Source organism: Isoptericola cucumis (assembly GCF_014635665.1).
Taxonomy (GTDB): Bacteria; Actinomycetota; Actinomycetes; order Actinomycetales; family Cellulomonadaceae; genus Isoptericola; species Isoptericola cucumis.
In genome coordinates this window covers 134,389-151,960 of the sequence record NZ_BMDG01000003.1, presented here as the reverse complement: position 1 = coordinate 151,960, position 17,572 = coordinate 134,389, and the positions used below count along the sequence as shown (strand labels likewise).

The following is a 17,572-nucleotide window of genomic DNA, read 5'->3' as shown; positions in this document are numbered from 1 at the left end:
CCACTGTAGCCCCGCGGCGAGCAGCCCAGTCACGACAGGGTGAACCCGGCGGCGCCCCGCCCCGCGCCGTTGCGGGGCGGGACGCCGCCGGGGCCTGTCAGGACAGCGAGTACGTGGCCATCCGGTGGATGACCCGGTCCTGCGAGAAGACACCGCCGCCGACGAGCTCCGCGGTCCGGTTGACCCCGAAGTCGTCGTAGTTGAGCGAGACCATCTCGTCGACGCCGTCGCCGTCCAGGTCCGCGGCAAGGTAGTTGCGGCCGCCGGGCTGCGAGCCGCTGCCCACGCCGTACTGGAACGACCAGCCGGAGGTCAGCACCGACGGGTCCCAGGCACCCACCCCGCCGTCCGTGCCGCCCAGCAGGAGCCGGCGCCCGGCCGGGCCCGTCCCCATCTCGACGGAGCGCAGCGGCGCGACCACCGAGCTGTACGTCTCGACGCCGTCGGCGGCGAAGCCGTGCAGGGTGCCGAAGCTCAGCTGGTACAGCACGCCGGAGTCCGTGAAGTAGTCCCCGTGCGACCAGGGGCTGCCGCTCACGTACTGGTGCAGCAGCTCGCCCGTGCGACCGTCGCGGATCTCGACGACCACGTGCGGCGTCACGGCCGTGCCGGGGTTCCCCGGCACCACGCTCCGGATGAGCCAGGTGTGCACGACGGCGTGCCCGTCGGCGTACGGGATCTCCGGCGAGGCGAAGACCGCCGCGTCGAGCAGCGCGCCGTGCATCAGCCCGCCGTCGGCGATCTCCGGCGCGTCGGGCACCACGGCCCAGAGCTCCGTGCCGGCGCCGTCGAGCGCGACGGCCTGCTGAGTGGCGTCCGTCCGCCGGAGCCCGTCGACGCTGCCGTACTGGGTGTGCACCCGGCCGCCCGACACCACCGTGTCGGAGAAGGCCACGTCGCCCGCGGTCGCCGGCGCCGCGTACGTCCACAGCGCGGTGCCGTCGCCGCGGTAGGCGCGCAGCGCGTCGGTGGGCACGAGGATCTCGGCCGCGTCGTCACCGGCCACGTCGGCCACGGTGACCGAGCGGACGTACTGCCCGCCGCCGTCGATCGTCGCCTCGACCGCGCCGGTGCCGGCGTCGAGCACCGTCGTCGCCGTGTCGGCGGCGACCACGACCTCCGCGTCGCCGTCGCCGTCCACGTCCCCGGTCTCGATGCCGTGCACCTGGCCGGGCACCGTGGCCTCCCACAGCTGCCGCGGCTCGCCGTCCTTCAGCGACGTGCCGGACCAGGCCCAGACGCCGCGCGACGTGCCGCCGGCGACGACGTCCTGCAGGCCGTCGCCGTCCACGTCCACGTCCTGTGCATACGCGAGGTCGCCGCGCATCGGCGTCAGCGACATCTCCTTGCCGTTACCGAGGTTGTACGTGTAGATGTTCTGCTGCTGGTCGATCGTGCGCACCACCGTGCTCCCGCCCGAGCGGACGACCTCGTGGTCCAGCGGCGACACCCCGACGCCGTCCTGCTCCCAGCGGACCTTGCCGCCGCCGGAGAAGGCGGTCAGCGACCCGTACTGCAGGCCGGCGAGGTTGACCCCTTGGTCGCTGTCGGTGTCGTCCTGCGCGGAGGCGATCAGGGTGCCGTCCACGACCGACAGCTCCCAGGTGCTGGGCGCGTCGCTCGTGCTGCCCGCCGAGGGCTTCGTGGTGTGCGACCACAGCGCCGTGCCCGGTTCGGCGCCGTCGAGCACGCGGACCGTGGAGGCGTTGAGGTAAAGGTTCGGCGACAGGGTCGACTCGGCGACCGCGTACTCGCCGCCGCCGCCGGAGGCGACGTCGCCGACCGTCATCGCGGTCGGGACCGCGTTCACGCGGGTGGAGTGCACGGTGCGCGCGCCGTCGGCGAGGGCGTACGACGCGACCTGGTAGCGCACGCCGTCCGACGGGTCGGACTGCTCGATCGCGGCCAGGCGGCCGCGGCCCGAGTCCAGGTGGAGCTGGCGTACGTACAGGTCACTGTCGGACTGCCACCGGACGGTGCCGTCGGAGACGCCGAGCACGAGGGTTCGCCCGCGGCCCGCAGCCTGGTCGGTCGTGTCACGGTTCCACGCGGCGGCGACCGTGCCGTCGCCGAGGTCGGCGATCGCGGCCCACGCCGCGGGCCCGCTCTCCTCGGTGTCGTACGTCCAGGTCGACGCCGGCGTCAGCGTGCCGTCGGCGGCCTCTCCGTCGGTAGCGAACGTCAGGCCCGTCAGCGTGGCCGTGCCGCCGCCGCCGCGGTTGTTGAGGCTCGGCGAGTCGGCGAGCAGGAGGGTGCCGTCCACGACCTTCAGCTGGGCCGCGTAGTCGTACAGCTGCCACCAGAGGGTCTCGCCGGTGCGGCCGTCCAGCACCGTGACGTAGGTGCCCACCTCGGCCGACCACCCGGGCGGCACCGAGCCGACGGAGGTGGAGAAGGCCAGGTCGTCGACGCCGTCGCCGGACAGGTCGCCCGTGGCGTACCCCTGGTCGGACGCGGCGGTGAAGGGGCTCACCGCGTTGTACCCGAGCACGAGGTGCGGCTGGTAGGCCGCCGTCTCCCACGGCCGGAAGCTGCGCACGCCCCACTCGGCGTACAGCGAGTCCGTGGTGCGCGTCCACGCGGTGGCGCCGTCGGCCGCGTGCCGCTGCACGTTGCCGAGGCTGTGCAGCGTGAAGTAGTCGCCGCCGCCACCAGCGTCGGCCGTCACGCCCATGCCCTGCACGGCCTCGAGCGTCGACTCCTCGGTGAAGCTGACCGGGGTGTCGGGGTCGACCGGCTCCTCGGCGGCGCCGTCCTCCGGCGCGTCGGCGGCGTCGTCCCGCTCGGCGGGCTGCTCTGCCGTGTCGTCGCCGTAGACGTCGACGTGGGCCCGCGCGGTCAGCTCGGTGGCCTCGGCGTTGGTCAGGGTCATCGCCCCGTCCGCGGCGTCGGCGCCGGCGGCGACCGCCTGGGGCGCGGCGGCCAGCGCGAGGCCGGCGGCCGTCAGCGTGGCGGCGAGGCGCGTGCCGCGCCGTGGGGTCTGCCGCGTGGTCCGGAGGTTCATCGCTGGTCTCCCTGTGCGAAGCGGATCGCCGAGCCGGCGGTGAGCACCGGCTGGTCGAAGGAGTACTGGAGGGCGTCGGAACCGGCCTGGTTCTCGATGCCCACGGTGGCGTGCGCGCCGCCGTCGGGCACGGACTGGTACTGCAGCGTCACGGCGCCGTCGGCCTCGTGGAGCACGGCCTCGAAGGTGACCCGGTCGCCCGAGCCGTCCGCGACGAGCACGTCGGTCCACACCACGGCGAACCGGCGGTCGCCCGCGCTGCCGACGGTGCCCGTGGTGACCTTCGACTTCTTGTCGACGGTCAGGTCGTCCCAGTAGGCCGCGACGATCCCGTTGGGCGCGGCGTTGCTCGGCAGCACCTCGTTGGCGTAGTCGCCGACGCGCGGCGCGAGGAAGTTGAGCAGGCCGTTGGTGGTCACCGCGACCTCGTCGTAGGTGACGCCGTAGAAGTCGACGCCGAACGGGAGCGCGACGGTCGCCGCGTCCTCGTCGCCGCTCAGGGCGACGCGGGTCTTGCCCGCGACCCACCCGTACGACGCCGGGGCGCAGGAGTGGCCCGAGCGGTCGGTGCGGGCCGGGACCTGCACGTCGGCGGTCTCGTCGCCGTCGACGGTCAGCGCCCCGGCGTGCTCGCCGTTGCACAGCACCGGCGCGGACGGCGTCACCGTGAGCGTGTAGTCGCCCTCGGCGACCTGCGGCAGCGTGTACGTGCCGTCGGCGGCCGTGGTGACCGCGGGCACCGGGGTGCCGGCGACCGCGACCGTCGCCCCGCCGAGCGGGTCGCCCGCCACGTCGAGCACGGTGCCCGACACGGCGTGCGCCGGGACGGGCGCGAGGGCGACGGCCTGCACCAGCTCCTGGTCGTCGACGAGCGCGACGCCCGCCAGCGTGCGGGTGGCGTAGCCGTAGCCGCTCAGGGTGACGTCGTACGTGCCGGGGAGCAGGTGGACGGAGAAGGTGCCGTCGGAGCCGGTCTTCACGGTGCGGGAGCCGGTGCCGGTGAGCTCGACGGAGACGTCGGGCAGCGCGGCGCCCGTCGCCTCGTCGGTGACGGTGCCGGTGACGGTCGCCGCCTCCTTCGGGGCGGCCACGACCGCGGCCAGGGCGTCGAGCTTGCCCTCGCCCCACACGTTGTTCGCGTCGACGGTGCCGCCGCAGTGCGTGTCGTCGACGTCGCGCGCGGCGTCGTCCAGGACGGCGCGCGTGCCGGCGACGTCACCGACGAGCGTCGGCGCCGCGGCCATCACCAGGGCGGCCGCGCCCGCGACGTGCGGCGCCGCCATCGAGGTGCCGGACAGCGTGGCGTACTCGGAGCCCGGCGCGGCCGAGCGGACGTCGACGCCCGGCGCCGCGATGCTCGGGACGGCGGACCCGTCGACCAGGGAGGGGCCGAACCCGGAGAAGTTCGCGATCGTGCCGTTCACGTCGTACGCGCCGACGGCGTAGGTCGTCGCCTGGGCGCCCGGGGACTCCGCCGTCGAGCAGCTCACGCCGTTGCCGCCGTTGCCCGCCGAGAACGGGGCGAAGATGCCGGCCGCCGTCCACGCCGCGATCGTGTCCTCGTAGAACGTGGTGAACCCGCCGCCCCAGGAGTTGTTGACGATGTCGGGCGCCAGCTCGGGGCGCGGGTTCTCGCCGTTCGCGTCCGTGGGCGCCAGGACCCACTGGCCGGCGGCCAGCAGCGAGCTGTCCGAGCACGAGCGGGACTCGCAGCCCTTGGCCGCGATCCACGTGGCGCCCGGGGCCACGCCGATGCCGTCCGCGCCGACCATCGTGCCCATCGTGTGGGAGCCGTGGCCGTTGTTGTCGCACGGAACGGCGGCGTCGTCGCACTCGCCGGTCGGGTTGAACCAGTGGTAGTCGTGCGTGAACGAGCCGTCGCCGTCGTTGCCGGCGTAGGAGTCCACGAGCGCCGGGTGGTCGAACTGCACGCCGGAGTCGATGTTGGCGATGACGACGCCCTCGCCGCGGTCGGCGTACTGCGACCACACCTGGTCGGCCCTGATGTCGGTGACGCCCCACTCGGGTGTCGCGGTCGTGCCGGTGCCGCCGGCCTCGTCCGCGGCGGTCTCCGTCGTGGTCTCGCCGGCGTCGATCGCGTAGTGCTTCTCCTGGACCAGCTCGGCGACGTCGCTGCGCTGCGCGAGCTCGTCGACGAGGGCCTCGTCACCCGTCACGAGCACCGAGCTGGTGATCCAGAAGTCCTCGTGCCCGATCTTCTCGGCGTCGAGCCAGGCAGTGAGAGACCTCTGGGCGCGGTTCGCCTCGGAGCGCAGCGCGCCGTAGGTCGCCTTCGCCTTGGCCCGCTTGCTCTGCTTCGCGCGGGCCTGCACCAGGTCGGCACTGCCCTGGAGGACGACGAAGAACGTGGCCTCGTCGCCGCCGTCCACCGCCCTCTCGAGGGCCGGGTCGATCTTGCCGGCCGCACTCGCGGCGACGGCAGGCGCGGCCGTCGCCGTGGCGGCGAGCGCCGGGCCGGCCAGCAGCGCGGCCGCGGCGGTGGCCGCGAGCGCCACCGGCGCGAACCGCCTGCGGCGGGACGGATGGAACAGGTGCATCAGGATGCTCCTCGGGTCGTGGGGGCTCCCGGGACGCTACGGAGCCGCCGTTACCGAGGCATTACTGGTGCCCGGAGCTCCTGCCTGTGCCGTAGCGGGCGACCAGCTCGGCACCCAGCCGAGCGAGCTCCGCCCGCACCTCGGGCGGGCCCTCGACCTCGGCCTGCGCGCCCCAGCCGGCCAGGTGCCGGGCGACGTCGAGCGGTGTGGGCGCGGCCACGCGCACCCGGGCCCGGCCGTCGTCGCGGGCGCTTCGGCCGGCACCGTCGGCGGCCTCCTCCACGTGCGTGTGCCGCCCGAACTGGGCGCGCAGCACGCCGACGTGCTCCGCGCGCACGAGGACGGTGGCCCACGTCGTAGACCGTCGTTCCTCCACCTCGCCCACGACCCGCTCCCACTCGGCGGCCAGGTCGAGGCCCTCCGGGACGTCGGACGGCGTGGCGGTGACCTCCAGCCCGCGCACGCGGTCCACCCGGAAGGTGCGCGCGCCGCGCGGCGTGCCGGCGACGAGATACCAGACGCCGTCCTTGTCGACGAGCCCCCACGGGTCGACGTCCCGCCGGGAGGAGTACCCCGTCGCGCCCGTGTAGTCGATCCGGACCCGGCGGCGCTCGACGACCGCCCGCTGCAGCACGTCGACCTCCGCCGGCCGCTCCCGCCCGACAGCGCTCCAGCGCTCGCGATCGACGACGACGGCCGACGCGGCCGCCTCGGCCTCGGCCCGGAAGGTGGCGGGCAGGGCGCGCACGAGCTTGCGCAGCGCCGCCCGCGCGTCGTCGGACGAGGCCGCTCCCGGCCCGGCGAGCAGGAACAGGGCGCGCGCTTCCGGGGCCGTGAGGCCCGACAGGTCCGTGCGCGAGCCGCCCAGCAGCGACCAGCCACCGCCCCGGCCGGGCTGCGGGTACACGGGCACGCCCGCGGCCGACAGCGCCTCCAGGTCGCGGCGGGCGGTCGCGACCGACACCTCGAGGTCGGCGGCGAGCTGGGCCGCGGTGACGCGCGGGCGCGACTGCAGGTGGAGCAGGACCTGGATGAGCCGGTCGGCGCGCATGCTCCGAGACTGGCACACAAAGTAGTCAGTGGGTGAGCACTTTGACGACGAGAGTGGTGATCGGACGGCGTCACCGGGCGCCGCAGGGACACCTGGAGCAGACATGCTGCGCGGACTGACCACCATCACCTACCTCGCCGACGACGTCGCGGCCGCCCGCGACTGGTACGCCGAGGTGCTCGGCACCGAGGCGTACTTCAACCGGGACGCGAACGGCGCGCTCGCCTACACCGAGTTCCGCATCGGCGACTACCAGCACGAGCTGGGGATCATGGACCGGCGCTTCGCTCCCCCGCAGCCGGCCGAGCCCGGCGGCGCCTTCGCCTACTGGGCCGTCGACGACGTCCGCGCCGCCCACCAGCGGCTGCTCGACCTCGGCGCCGTCGACCACGCCCCGCCGCTCGAGCGCGGCCCCGGCTTCGTCACGGCGTCCGTCGTCGACCCCTTCGGCAACGTGCTGGGCGTGATGGAGAACGCGCACTACGCCGAGGTGCTCGCCTCGCTGCGGGCCTGAGCGCGGGCCTGAGCGCGGGCCTGACGCCGGCGCTCAGCCGCCGCTCGGTCGGGCGCTCATCCCGGGACGGTCGTGAAGCCGGTCGCGCGGACCACCCGGGCCGGCACGCCCGCGACGACGGTGTCGGCCGGCACGTCCCGGGTCACGACCGCGCCGGCGCCGACCACCGCCCCGTCGCCGATGGTCACGCCGGGCACGACCGTCACCGAGGCGCCGAGCCACGCCCGGCGGCCGATCACGACCGGCGCCGGCGTCATGTCCGCCCGTCGGGCCGGGTCCATCCCGTGGTTGAGGGTGGTCACCGTGGTGCCGTGCCCGATGAGCGCCCCGTCGCCGACGGTGATCCCGCCGGTGTCCTGGAACCGGCATCCCATGTTGATGAAGACGCCGGCGCCGAGGGTGAGGTTCTTGCCGAACTCGGAGTAGAACGGCGGGAAGAGCGCCACCGACTCGTCGACCGTCCGGCCCGTCAGCCGGGACAGCAGGGCGCGCACCTCGCCGGGCGTGCGGTAGCCGGTGTTCAGCTCGGCGACGACCCGCAGCGCGTCCTGCGCCGCGTGGTGCATGAACTCGTGCGCGGGCGAGCCGCCCTCGACGGTCGCGCCGCGGTTCACGTGGTCCAGGAATTCCTGCAGCTCCATCCGACGATCGTGGCACGGACCAGGGCGGGAACGCCGGTCACTGCTGCATCCTCGGGTCCTGGGTGGGGTCGTCGTACATCGGCGGGCAGCCGACGTGGGCGGCGTCCGGGCGCAGCTCGTAGTGCCAGGGCTCGTTGGCGTAGACCTGGCACAGCCCGTACCGGGCGCCGCTGGTGGACAGCCAGTCCATGGCGTCCCACGGCCCGACGTCGAGGGCGTCCCCCTGCACGTGCGGGGAGGTCTCCGCGGTCGCCACCCAGCGGGCCGCCTCGGCGGCCGAGCCGTACTCGGAGACGGCGTCGCTCAGCAGCCGGTCCTGGTACTCCGGGGAACGCCAGCCGCTGGTGACGGAGAAGGTGATGCCGTCGTCGGCCGCGTCGGTCGCCGCCTCGCGGAGGGCGGCGAGCAGGTCCGGGTCGAGGTTCGCCACGGCCGGGAACTCGTCGTCGAAGACCGTCACGTCGTCGGAGACCTCGCCGTCGGCCCAGGGCCGGTCGCCGAGGGCGTCGAGGAACCAGGCGGCGACCGCGACGAGGGCGACCACGAGGAGGGTGAGGACGACGGGCCGGGTCCGGCGGGACCGGGCCCGCGTTCGTGTGCTGGACATGCCCCCAGCCCACGTGGGCGGGTGTTGCCGGGGCGTATGGGGTTTTCGATACGCCCGCGACAGGTGGCGGCTCGTAGCATCGAGGCGTGCGCGTGCTGATCGTGGAGGACGAGCCCTACCTGGCCGAGGCCGTCCGCGACGGCCTGCGCCTGGAGGCGATCGCGGCCGACGTGGCCGGCGACGGCGACACCGCCCTGGAGCTGCTGGCCGTGAACGCCTACGACCTGGCCGTCCTCGACCGCGACGTCCCCGGGCCGTCGGGCGACGAGGTGGCCGCGCGCATCGTCGCGTCCGGCAGCGGCACCCCGATCCTCATGCTCACGGCCGCCGACCGGATCGACGACAAGGCCTCCGGCTTCGAGCTCGGCGCCGACGACTACCTCACCAAGCCCTTCGAGATGCGCGAGCTGGTGCTGCGGCTCCGTGCCCTGGACCGCCGTCGCGCGCACCACCGACCGCCGGTGCGCGAGCTCGCGGGGCTGCGCGTGGACCCGTTCCGCCGCGAGGTCTTCCGCGACGGGCGGTACGTCGCGCTGACGCGCAAGCAGTTCGCCGTCCTGGAGGTGCTCGTCGCCGCGGACGGCGGGGTCGTCAGCGCCGAGGAGCTCCTCGAGCGGGCGTGGGACGAGAACGCCGACCCGTTCACCAACGCCGTGCGCCTCACCGTGTCGGCGCTGCGCAAGCGGCTCGGCGAGCCGTGGGTCATCGCCACCGTGCCCGGCGTCGGCTACCGCATCGAGCCCCCCGCCGACGCCGCACCCCGCGACGTCACGCCCCGCGACCGGCGTGCGGGAGGGGACCGTGGCTAGGGAACCGGGGACGAGCGTCCGCCTCAAGCTCACGCTCAGCTACGTGGGGTTCCTCATGGTCGCCGGCGTCCTGCTGCTCGCCGTCGTGTGGGTGTTCCTGCTGCGGTACGTGCCCGAGTCCGTGACGATCTCGATCGACCGCCCCGGCCCGGGGCAGTTCGTGCCCAACCGGTCCGACCTCGAGCGCGCGTTCGTCCCCCGGGCGACGTGGGCGCTGGCGGCCCTGCTGGTGTTCGGCCTGGTGGGCGGGTGGCTCCTCGCAGGCCGGATGCTCGCTCCCCTGGACCGGATCACGGCGGCCACCCGGGTGGCCGCGACCGGGTCGCTCTCCCACCGCATCGGCCTCCCGGGCAACCAGGACGAGTTCCGCGAGCTCGCCGACGCCTTCGACGGCATGCTCGCCCGCCTCGAGGCGCACGTCGCCGAGCAGCAGCGGTTCGCCGCCAACGCCTCGCACGAGCTGCGCACGCCGCTGGCGACCACCCAGGCGCTCCTCGACGTCGCCCGCGACGACCCGGACCGCGACACCGGTGAGCTGCTCGAGCGGCTCACCGCCGTCAACGCCCGGGCGATCGACCTCACCGAGGCGCTGCTCCTGCTCAGCCGGGCGGACCGGCGGTCCTTCGCCCGCGAGCGCGTCGACCTGTCCCTCCTCGCGGAGCAGGCCGCCGAGACGCTCCTCCCGCTCGCGGAGCGACGCGGGACCACGCTAGAGGCCGTGGGCGACGTCACCCCCGTCGTCGGCTCGGAGCCGCTGCTGCAGCAGCTGACCACGAATCTCGTGCACAACGCGATCGTCCACAACCTCCCCGGCGGCGGCACCGTGCGGGTCGCCACCACGACACGCCCCGGGTGGGCCGTGCTCACGGTCGAGAACACCGGTGAGGCGCTCGCGCCCGACCTGGTCCCGACGCTGACCGAGCCGTTCCGGCGCGGCACCGGGCGCGTGCGTCCCCCTGTGGCGGGCGAGCACGCGGGCGTCGGCCTCGGGCTGGCGATCGTCGACAGCATCACGCGTGCCCACGACGGCGCGCTCGACCTCGCGCCGCGGCCCGGCGGCGGTCTGCGGGTCACGGTGCGGCTGCCCGCCGCGCCGCACCCGGCCCCGCCGCCTCCGTGACGCGGCGGGGCCGGGGCCGTCTCACCAGACGCGGGTGCGCGACGTCCCCGTCGCCAGCGCGGCCAGCGGCCCGACCGGGTACGACGTGCCGGGCTCCTTGTCGCGGCCGAGCAGGTCGGTGCGCACGTCGACAGGGCTGCCGTCGGGCTCCTCGAAGTCGGCGTCCGCGAACCGTACGGGCGGCAGGTCCGCGCCCGTGACCGGGCCCACGCGGGGTCCGGCGACGGCCTCGGGCACGGTGGCCTCGACGTAGACCTCGTCGCCCTCGTCGACGACGACGAAGGTCACCGCGTCGTCGACGACCAGCGCGTCCTTCTCGCGCTCGTAGGGGGCGGCGCCGTTCGCGTACGTGTTGTGGTGGACGTAGGCCGGCTGGCGCAGGCCGTGGAAGCGCTGGTGGTCGCCGCCGGTCCGCTCGACGCTCGCGAGGTAGTCGTCGAACGTGGGCGGGCAGCCGTCGTAGCCGTGGGTGCCGAAGGTGGCCAGCCGGTGCCCCAGGCTGCCGGGCCGGAAGGCGCGGTCGGCGTCCCCGCCGAGGAACAGGTTGCCGACGTAGCGGTCGTCGCCGCCGTACACCACCGCGTAGCCGGACACCTGCGTGCTGTGCGGGCGGTGGTAGGGCGTGGCGCGGTCGAGGACCTGCTCGAGGCGCACGGCGCCGCCGACGAGGTTGTTGACGAACGCTCCGCCCTGGCTGAAGACCTCGAGCGCGACCCGCGAGGCGAGCACGTTGTGGTCCACCACGTACGGGCCGTGGCTGACCTCGACGAACAGGTCGCGCGTGTTGGCGTAGAAGAGGTTGCGGGCCACGCGCGTGCCCTGGGTCTGCCAGTCGAGCCAGGTGCCCAGGGTGCAGTCGTGGATGCGGTTGTGCACGATCTGCACGTCGACGGCCGCGTGCAGCTTGATGCCGGCGATCTCGTAGCCGTAGTACTCGCGCTTGGTCGCGATGTGGTGGATGTGGTTGTCCTCGATGCGCGAGAAGACCGCGCCGAGGTGCCCGACGATGCCGTTCTGGCCGCAGTCGAAGATGGTGTTGCGGCGCACGACGTGCGAGCCGACGTGCTCCCGGTCCCAGCCGATTTGCCGCGCGGCGAAGACCGACTCGAGCTGGTACTGGTACCCGGGCTTGTCGCCGCGCAGGGTCGAGAAGTTGTGCCCGGTGGAGATCTCCTTGCCGAGCGAGACGGCCGAGGCCTTCGCGTCGTGGATCACGTTGTCCTCGATGATCCAGCCCTTGGCCCAGTTGGGCCCGACGAGGCCGGGCTGGTCGGCCGTCGGCGGCGCCCAGGGCGTGGCCGCCTGCGCCAGCTCGAAGCCGCGCACGGTGATGTAGTCCAGGTGGTGCTCCGTGGGGTAGAAGACGGAGCGGCGCACGTTGATCTCGACGAGCTCGGCGTTGGGGTCGGCGCCCGGGAAGGCGGCCCACACGGTCGTGACGTCCGCGCCGACCTCGGCGTACCAGACGAACCGGGTCTGGTCCGGGTCGGGCAGCGGCTCGGGGGTGCCGGTCCACCCGTCGACCGCCTCGGTGCGCACCGGCGGGTCGGTGACGGCCGCACGGTCGTGGACCTCGTAGAAGCTCCGCCCGTTCAGGTACACCTCGCCCAGGTGGGTGCGCTCCCCCGTCGCCGGCGGCACGAGCCAGTCGCCCTCGACCTCGTGGGCGAACGGGTTGAAGTCGCCGAACAGGGCGTTCGGGATCTCGGCGCGCCAGACGTCGCCGTCCTCGCGCTCCCACGTCGTGACGCGCTCGGACCCCTTGATGACGACGCGCTCGCCCGCGGCCGCCTCGTAGGTGATGCGGCGCCGGTCGCCGAGACCGCCGCGGGCGGGGCGGACCCACTCGCGGTACTCGCCCTCGTGGACCCGGACGGTGTCGCCGGGGCGGGCCAGGGCGGCGGCCCGGTTGATGGTGCGCAGCGGGGTGGCCGCAGAGCCGTCAGCGGCATCGGATCCGGTGACGGCGACGTGGTAGACGGACATCGAGTGGTGCCTTTCGCAGTGGGGTGGGGGCTACTTGCCGAGGCCGGCGGTCAGCCCGGACACGAGCTGGCGGCGGCCGACGACGTAGGCGGTGAGGACGGGCAGGACGGACAGCACCACCGCGGCGAGCACGGCGGGCACGTTGACGGAGAACTCGCCCTGGAACGCCCACAGGGACAGGGGCAGCACGCGGGTCTCGGCGCTCTGGGTGAGCACCAGGGGGAACAGGAACCCGTTCCACACCTGCAGCGCGTTGTAGACCCCGACGGTGACGATCGCGGGCCGCGTCAGCGGCAGGGCCAGGCTCCACAGGGTGCGCCACTCCCCCGCGCCGTCGACCGTCATCGACTCGAACAGCTCGCCGGGCACGTCGCGCATGAAGTTGGTGAGGATGAGCACCGACAGCGGGATCGCGAAGGCGATCGACGGCAGGATCAGCGCCCACAACGTGTCGTACAGGCCGAGCTGGATGATCAGGTAGTAGACGGGGATGATCGTCGCCTGGAGGGGGATCGCGATCCCCAGCAGGAAGACCTGGAACAGCCGCGTCGCGGACCGGCGCGCCGAGCGCACCACGACGTACGACGCCATGAGCGCGACCACCAGGACCGCCGCGACCGACACCACGGTGACGAACACGGAGTTGCCGAAGTACCGCAGGAAGTCGTTGGCCAGGACCTCGCCGTACGCCGCGAGCGTGGGGCGGGCGGGCCAGGACAGCGGGTTCTCCGCGTAGTAGTCCGCCTGCGGGCGCAGGCTGGTGACCAGGATGTAGTAGATCGGCACGATGATGATCGCCAGCCAGGCCCAGCCGGCCAGGCCGCCGAGGACGTTGGGGGCGGTCCGTGCGGTGCGCGGGGCGTGGGCGGACATCAGAGGCCCTCCATCTGCGATTCCATCTTGTTCGCCCCGGAGAGGCGGTTGAGCAGCAGCGAGACCGTCAGCCCGACGACGACGAGGACGACGGCGATGACGCTGGCCTTGCCCATGTCGTAGCTGCGGAACCCGGTGAGGTACATGTCCAGCGGCAGGATGCGGGTGGCGTTCCCCGGGCCCCCGTTGGTCAGCACGAAGATCAGGTCGAAGTAGGTCAGCGAGCCGACGATCATGAGGGTCGAGGACGTGATGATCGTGTACTTCAGCTGCGGCAGGGTGATGTGCAGGAACTGCTGCACCCGGCCGGCGCCGTCCAGCAGCGCCGCCTCGTACATCGACCGCGGGATCTGCCGCACGCCGCCCTGGTAGAGCAGGGAGTGGAACGGCACGAAGCACCAGCCGATGACGAACAGCACCACCCACAGGGCCAGGTCGGGGTCGCCGATCCAGTCCTGCGACAGCCACGGGATGCCGAGCGCCGTGCCGAGCCCGAAGTTCGGGTCGAGCAGCGCGCGGTAGGCGATGGCGACGGCCGCCGCGGAGAACAGCAGCGGCAGGAAGTACAGCACCGACAGCACCGCGCGGTAGCGCTGGCGGCCCGCCATGAAGACGCCGAGCAGCAGGGACACCGGCGCCTGGAACAGCCAGGACACGACCGTGACGACGACCGTCAGCCGCATCGCGTTCTGCGTGACCGGGTCCGCCAGCGTGCGGCCCCAGTTGTCGATGCCGGCCCAGACGGGGTCGCCCAGGCCGTCCCAGCTCATGAACGACAGCACCACCACGCCCAGCAGCGGGACCACGGCGAAGACGCCGAACAGCGCCAGGGCCGGGCCCGCCATCCAGATCGACGGGCCGTGGTGGCGCCGTGCGGTGGGCCGGGGGCCCCGGCGCTCGCGCGCCGGGGCCTCCCGAGGTGCGACGGCGACACTCACAGCGTCGCGTCCATCGCGTCGGAGAACTGCTGCGGGTCGATCTGCCCGAGGAAGAGCTGGCTCAGGTTGTCCAGGAGCTCCTGGGCCTGCGCGGGCGGCAGCGCCTGGTCCCAGGAGAGCTGGAAGTGCGGGGCGTCGCGCACGAGCCCGTAGACGAACGACGGGTGGTCGGAGTCCGCCTGCGCGGCGATCTTGTCCTCGAGGCCGGTGATGGGCGGGACGGCGCCGATCTCGAGCAGGTCGTCGACGACGTCGTCGCTGAGCACCTCGGTCGAGATGAACTCCTTCGCCGCCGTCTGGGCGTCCTCGGACGCGTCCGCGGACACCGACCAGAAGTTCGACGGGTTGCCGACGATGTTCGCCGGGTCGCCGGCGCCGCCCTCGACGGCGGGGAAGGTGGTGTAGCCCAGGCCGCCCGACTCCACGAGCTCGGGCGCCGCCTCCAGGAAGTTCGGGTAGACCCACGAGCCCTGCAGGACGAACGCCGCCTTGCCGGTGTGCACGAGCGCGGTGTCGGCGTTCTGGTCGGCGTTGACCGACCCGAAGCTGTCGCCGAAGGCGCCCGCGTCCACCAGCTCGCGGATCTTGGTGGTGGCCTCGACGATCGCCGGGTCGGACCATGCACCCTCCTCGCCGTCGAGCACGGCCTGGAAGACCTCGGGGCCGCCGATGCGGTCGGTGAGGTACTGGATCCACATCAGCTCGGGCCACACGCTCTGGCCGGCGAGCGCGATCGGGGTGACGCCCTCGTCCTGGAGCGTGCCCACGGCGTCGAGCAGCTCGTCGTAGGTGGTGGGGACGTCGACGCCGGCCGCGTCCAGGACCTCCTTGTTGTGGTACATGACCACCGGCTGGGTGTGCGTGTTCGGCACGGCGTAGGTGGTGCCGTCGACCTCGCCGTTCGCGGCCACCGACGGGATGAGCCGCTCGTTCAGCTCGGTCACGCTGTCGCCCAGGTCGACGACCTTGCCGTTGGCGGCGTAGTCCGCCAGCGTGCCGCCGGACCATCCGTAGATGAGCGTCGGGGAGTTCCCCGCGCCGACCGCGGTGCGGATCTTCTCCTTGTAGGCGTCGTTGGCGAACCACTCGACGGAGAACTCCTGGTCCGGGTGCTCGGCGTCCCAGGCGTCGAACTGCGCGCGGAACACCTCCTCGGTGCCACCTGTCAGCGCCCACGCGCTGGGCCCGTCGCCGCCGGCGGCGGCTCCGCCCGGCTGCTTCCCGCCGCCGCAGGCGGCCAGCAGGGCCGCCGCGGTCACCGTGGCGACGACCGCGCCCGTGCGTCGTCCGATCCTCAGCCTCATCGTCTGAGTCCTCTCTGGAGTCGACAGCACTGTCGACTCACGGAAATAGTTTCCGGGTGTTTCCTCAGCGATGCGACGCTAGGGACGCGACGGATCCGGTGTCAACCATCCGGACAGCCATCGCGAGGATCTGGACGGCGAAACATTTTCTTGCCGGTAGGCTTCCGGGCATCAGCCGAAGGAGGTGGGCCGTGGACGGCACGCACGCGTCGCGACCGACGCTGGAGCAGGTGGCCCGCGTCGCCGGGGTCTCGAAGGCCACGGCGTCCAAGGTGCTCAACCGCCGCCCCCACATCTCGGCCGACACCCGGCGGCGCGTCGAGGAGGCGATCTCCTCGCTCGGCTACGTCCCGTCGACCGGGCCCCGCGAGGCCGACCGCCCCCACGCGGTGGCCGTCGTCTTCGACTCCCTCGTCAACGTCTACTCCCTGCAGGTGCTGGACGGCATCGTCACCGCCGCCCGCGCCCACGGGGTCGAGGTGCTGGTCGAGGTGGTCGACCCCGACCACCGCGCCGACGGCCCGCTGTCGACGGCGTGGATCCGCCAGCTGGGCGCGCGGGGCCACCACCGGCTGATCGTCGTGACGTCGGAGCTCGCCGCCGAGCAGCGCAGCCTGCTGCGGGAGCTCGGGATCAGCGTCGTGGCGATCGACCCGCTCAACCCGCTCGACGACGAGATCGTGTCCGTGGGCTCGGCCAACTTCACCGGCGGCCTGCAGGCGACCCGGCACCTGCTCGACCTCGGCCACCGCCGCATCGCGTTCGCCGGCGGGCTGCCGATCTCGGTCGCCTCCCGCGAGCGCCTCCAGGGCTTCCTCAGCGCCATGAGCTCGGCGGGCGCCGAGGCCGACCCGGCGCTGATCCTCGAGCAGGGCTTCAACTTCCCGGCCGGGCTGGAGATGGCCACCCGGTTCCTGGCCGCGTCGACGCCGCCGACGGCGATCTTCGCCGGCTCGGACGCCTCCGCCCTCGGGGTGCTGGAGGCCGCCCGCCGGAGCGGGCTGCGCGTCCCCCAGGACCTGTCCGTCGTCGGCTTCGACGACACGTACACCGCGCTCTCGACCGCGCCGCCGCTGACGACGGTGCACCAGCCGATCATCGACATCGGGCGCGTCGCGCTGCGCACCGTGCTCCAGCAGGCCCGCGGCGAGCGCCCCGACTCCCACCACGTCCAGCTCGCCACCCGGCTCGTCGTGCGCGAGTCCACGGCCGCCGTCGACGCGGGCTGACCAGAACCAGACCGGACCAGACCAGACCTGATCAGCTGACCCCGACCCCGACCGGAAGGACGCCCGACCGTGCCCTCGACCCCGCTGAACGTCACCGGACCCGTCGCCCACCACGCGGAGGGCCCGGTCTGGTGGCCCGGCTGGGGAGGGCTGCGCTACGTCGACATGCTCGCGGGCGACCTCCTGACGCTGCGACCGGACGGCGGGGTCGACCGCCGGCACGTGGGCGACGTCGCCGCGATCGTGCGGCCGCGGGCGGGCAGCGGCTTCGTCGTGGCGCTCGAGCGCGACGTCGCGGTGGCCGACACCGACGACGAGCCGCTGCGGCAGCTGGTCCGGCTCGTCGACGGCCCGGCGGTGCGGCTCAACGAGGGCGCCGCCGCGCCGGACGGCGCGTTCTACGCGGGCGGGATGGTCACCGGCCCCGGCGGCGCCGCGTCCCTCCACCGCGTCGAGCCCGACGGCACGGCCCGCGTCGTGCTCGACGGGATCGGGTGCTCCAACGGCCTCGGCTTCTCCCCCGACGGCGCCCGCGCGTACTACGCGGACACCGTCACGCACCGCGTCGACGTGCTCGACGTCGTGCCCGCGTCCGAGGACCCGCGCGGGCTCGTCGGCCGGCGCCCGTTCGTGACGATCGACCCCGCCGACGGCGCACCCGACGGCCTCGCCGTGGACGCCGAGGGCGGGGTCTGGGTCGCGCTCTGGGGCGGCTCCGCCGTGCGTCGCTACTCCCCCGACGGCACGCTCGACGCCGAGATCCGGTTCCCCGCGTCGCAGGTCACGGCGTGCACCTTCGGGGACGACGGGCTCGACGCGCTCTACGTCACCACATCCCGGCAGGACCTCGCCGACGACGACGAGCCAGAGGCCGGGTCCGTGTTCCGCGTGGACGCCGGGGTGCGCGGCCTGCCGGCGCTGCCGTTCGCGGGCTGACC

General features: G+C 73.8%; 14 protein-coding genes. 5 read left to right on the top strand and 9 right to left on the bottom strand.

All coding sequences use genetic code 11. From position 1 onward, the window contains the following. Positions 1-97 precede the first annotated feature (97 nt). The 3 genes from IEW03_RS04950 to IEW03_RS04940 all read right to left on the bottom strand — a co-directional run bounded on the left by IEW03_RS04950 (position 98) and on the right by IEW03_RS04940 (position 6,613). A complete protein-coding gene (locus IEW03_RS04950) occupies positions 98-3,004 on the bottom strand; it encodes an FG-GAP repeat domain-containing protein (RefSeq protein WP_188522551.1) in 2,907 nt (968 codons plus the stop codon). Next, a complete protein-coding gene (locus tag IEW03_RS20595) occupies positions 3,001-5,562 on the bottom strand; it encodes a S8 family serine peptidase (protein ID WP_188522550.1) in 2,562 nt (853 codons plus the stop codon). The genes IEW03_RS04950 and IEW03_RS20595 overlap by 4 nt, the downstream gene beginning before the upstream one ends. A gap of 61 nt (positions 5,563-5,623) precedes the next feature. Then, on the bottom strand, positions 5,624-6,613 hold the full coding sequence (locus IEW03_RS04940; protein ID WP_188522549.1) for a helix-turn-helix transcriptional regulator: 990 nt from the start codon (positions 6,611-6,613) through the stop codon (positions 5,624-5,626). Between the two features lie 103 nt (positions 6,614-6,716). Here IEW03_RS04940 and IEW03_RS04935 point away from each other — a divergent pair, with 103 nt between their 5' ends. Beyond that, positions 6,717-7,127 carry a VOC family protein gene (locus IEW03_RS04935; protein WP_188522548.1) on the top strand — a complete coding sequence of 137 codons (411 nt, stop codon included), beginning with the start codon at positions 6,717-6,719 and terminating at the stop codon, positions 7,125-7,127. Between the two features lie 56 nt (positions 7,128-7,183). Here the strand turns inward: IEW03_RS04935 and IEW03_RS04930 are convergent, their stop codons facing one another. Both IEW03_RS04930 and IEW03_RS04925 read right to left on the bottom strand, forming a co-directional pair. Then, a complete protein-coding gene (locus IEW03_RS04930) occupies positions 7,184-7,768 on the bottom strand; it encodes a DapH/DapD/GlmU-related protein (RefSeq protein WP_188522547.1) in 585 nt (194 codons plus the stop codon). Between the two features lie 37 nt (positions 7,769-7,805). After that, positions 7,806-8,375 carry a M15 family metallopeptidase gene (locus tag IEW03_RS04925; protein ID WP_188522546.1) on the bottom strand — a complete coding sequence of 190 codons (570 nt, stop codon included), beginning with the start codon at positions 8,373-8,375 and terminating at the stop codon, positions 7,806-7,808. A gap of 86 nt (positions 8,376-8,461) precedes the next feature. Here IEW03_RS04925 and IEW03_RS04920 point away from each other — a divergent pair, with 86 nt between their 5' ends. Both IEW03_RS04920 and IEW03_RS04915 read left to right on the top strand, forming a co-directional pair. Further along, positions 8,462-9,184, top strand: a complete 723-nt coding sequence (locus tag IEW03_RS04920) for a response regulator transcription factor (RefSeq protein WP_188522545.1) — start codon at positions 8,462-8,464, stop codon at positions 9,182-9,184. Continuing rightward, on the top strand, positions 9,177-10,304 hold the full coding sequence (locus IEW03_RS04915; RefSeq protein WP_188522544.1) for a sensor histidine kinase: 1,128 nt from the start codon (positions 9,177-9,179) through the stop codon (positions 10,302-10,304). The genes IEW03_RS04920 and IEW03_RS04915 overlap by 8 nt, the downstream gene beginning before the upstream one ends. A 21-nt stretch (positions 10,305-10,325) precedes the next feature. On the opposite strand, the gene IEW03_RS04910 is transcribed toward IEW03_RS04915, so the two are convergent. From IEW03_RS04910 to IEW03_RS04895, 4 genes are all read right to left on the bottom strand, one after another. Then, on the bottom strand, positions 10,326-12,290 hold the full coding sequence (locus IEW03_RS04910) for a right-handed parallel beta-helix repeat-containing protein (RefSeq protein ID WP_188522543.1): 1,965 nt from the start codon (positions 12,288-12,290) through the stop codon (positions 10,326-10,328). Between the two features lie 30 nt (positions 12,291-12,320). After that, complete coding sequence (locus tag IEW03_RS04905; protein ID WP_188522542.1) at positions 12,321-13,163, bottom strand: carbohydrate ABC transporter permease; 843 nt, start codon at positions 13,161-13,163, stop codon at positions 12,321-12,323. Beyond that, on the bottom strand, positions 13,163-14,008 hold the full coding sequence (locus IEW03_RS04900) for a carbohydrate ABC transporter permease (protein ID WP_188522777.1): 846 nt from the start codon (positions 14,006-14,008) through the stop codon (positions 13,163-13,165). The genes IEW03_RS04905 and IEW03_RS04900 overlap by 1 nt, the downstream gene beginning before the upstream one ends. A gap of 89 nt (positions 14,009-14,097) precedes the next feature. After that, positions 14,098-15,405, bottom strand: a complete 1,308-nt coding sequence (locus tag IEW03_RS04895; RefSeq protein WP_188522541.1) for an extracellular solute-binding protein — start codon at positions 15,403-15,405, stop codon at positions 14,098-14,100. 191 nt (positions 15,406-15,596) lie between these two features. On the opposite strand from IEW03_RS04895, the gene IEW03_RS04890 reads away from it, so the two are divergent. Beyond that, positions 15,597-16,634: a LacI family DNA-binding transcriptional regulator gene (locus tag IEW03_RS04890; protein WP_188522540.1), complete on the top strand. Its 1,038-nt coding sequence runs from the start codon at positions 15,597-15,599 to the stop codon at positions 16,632-16,634. Between the two features lie 69 nt (positions 16,635-16,703). Then, positions 16,704-17,570 (top strand): SMP-30/gluconolactonase/LRE family protein, encoded by an 867-nt coding sequence (locus tag IEW03_RS04885; RefSeq protein ID WP_188522539.1) that lies wholly within the window; start codon positions 16,704-16,706, stop codon positions 17,568-17,570. The last annotated feature ends 2 nt before the right edge of the window (positions 17,571-17,572 follow it).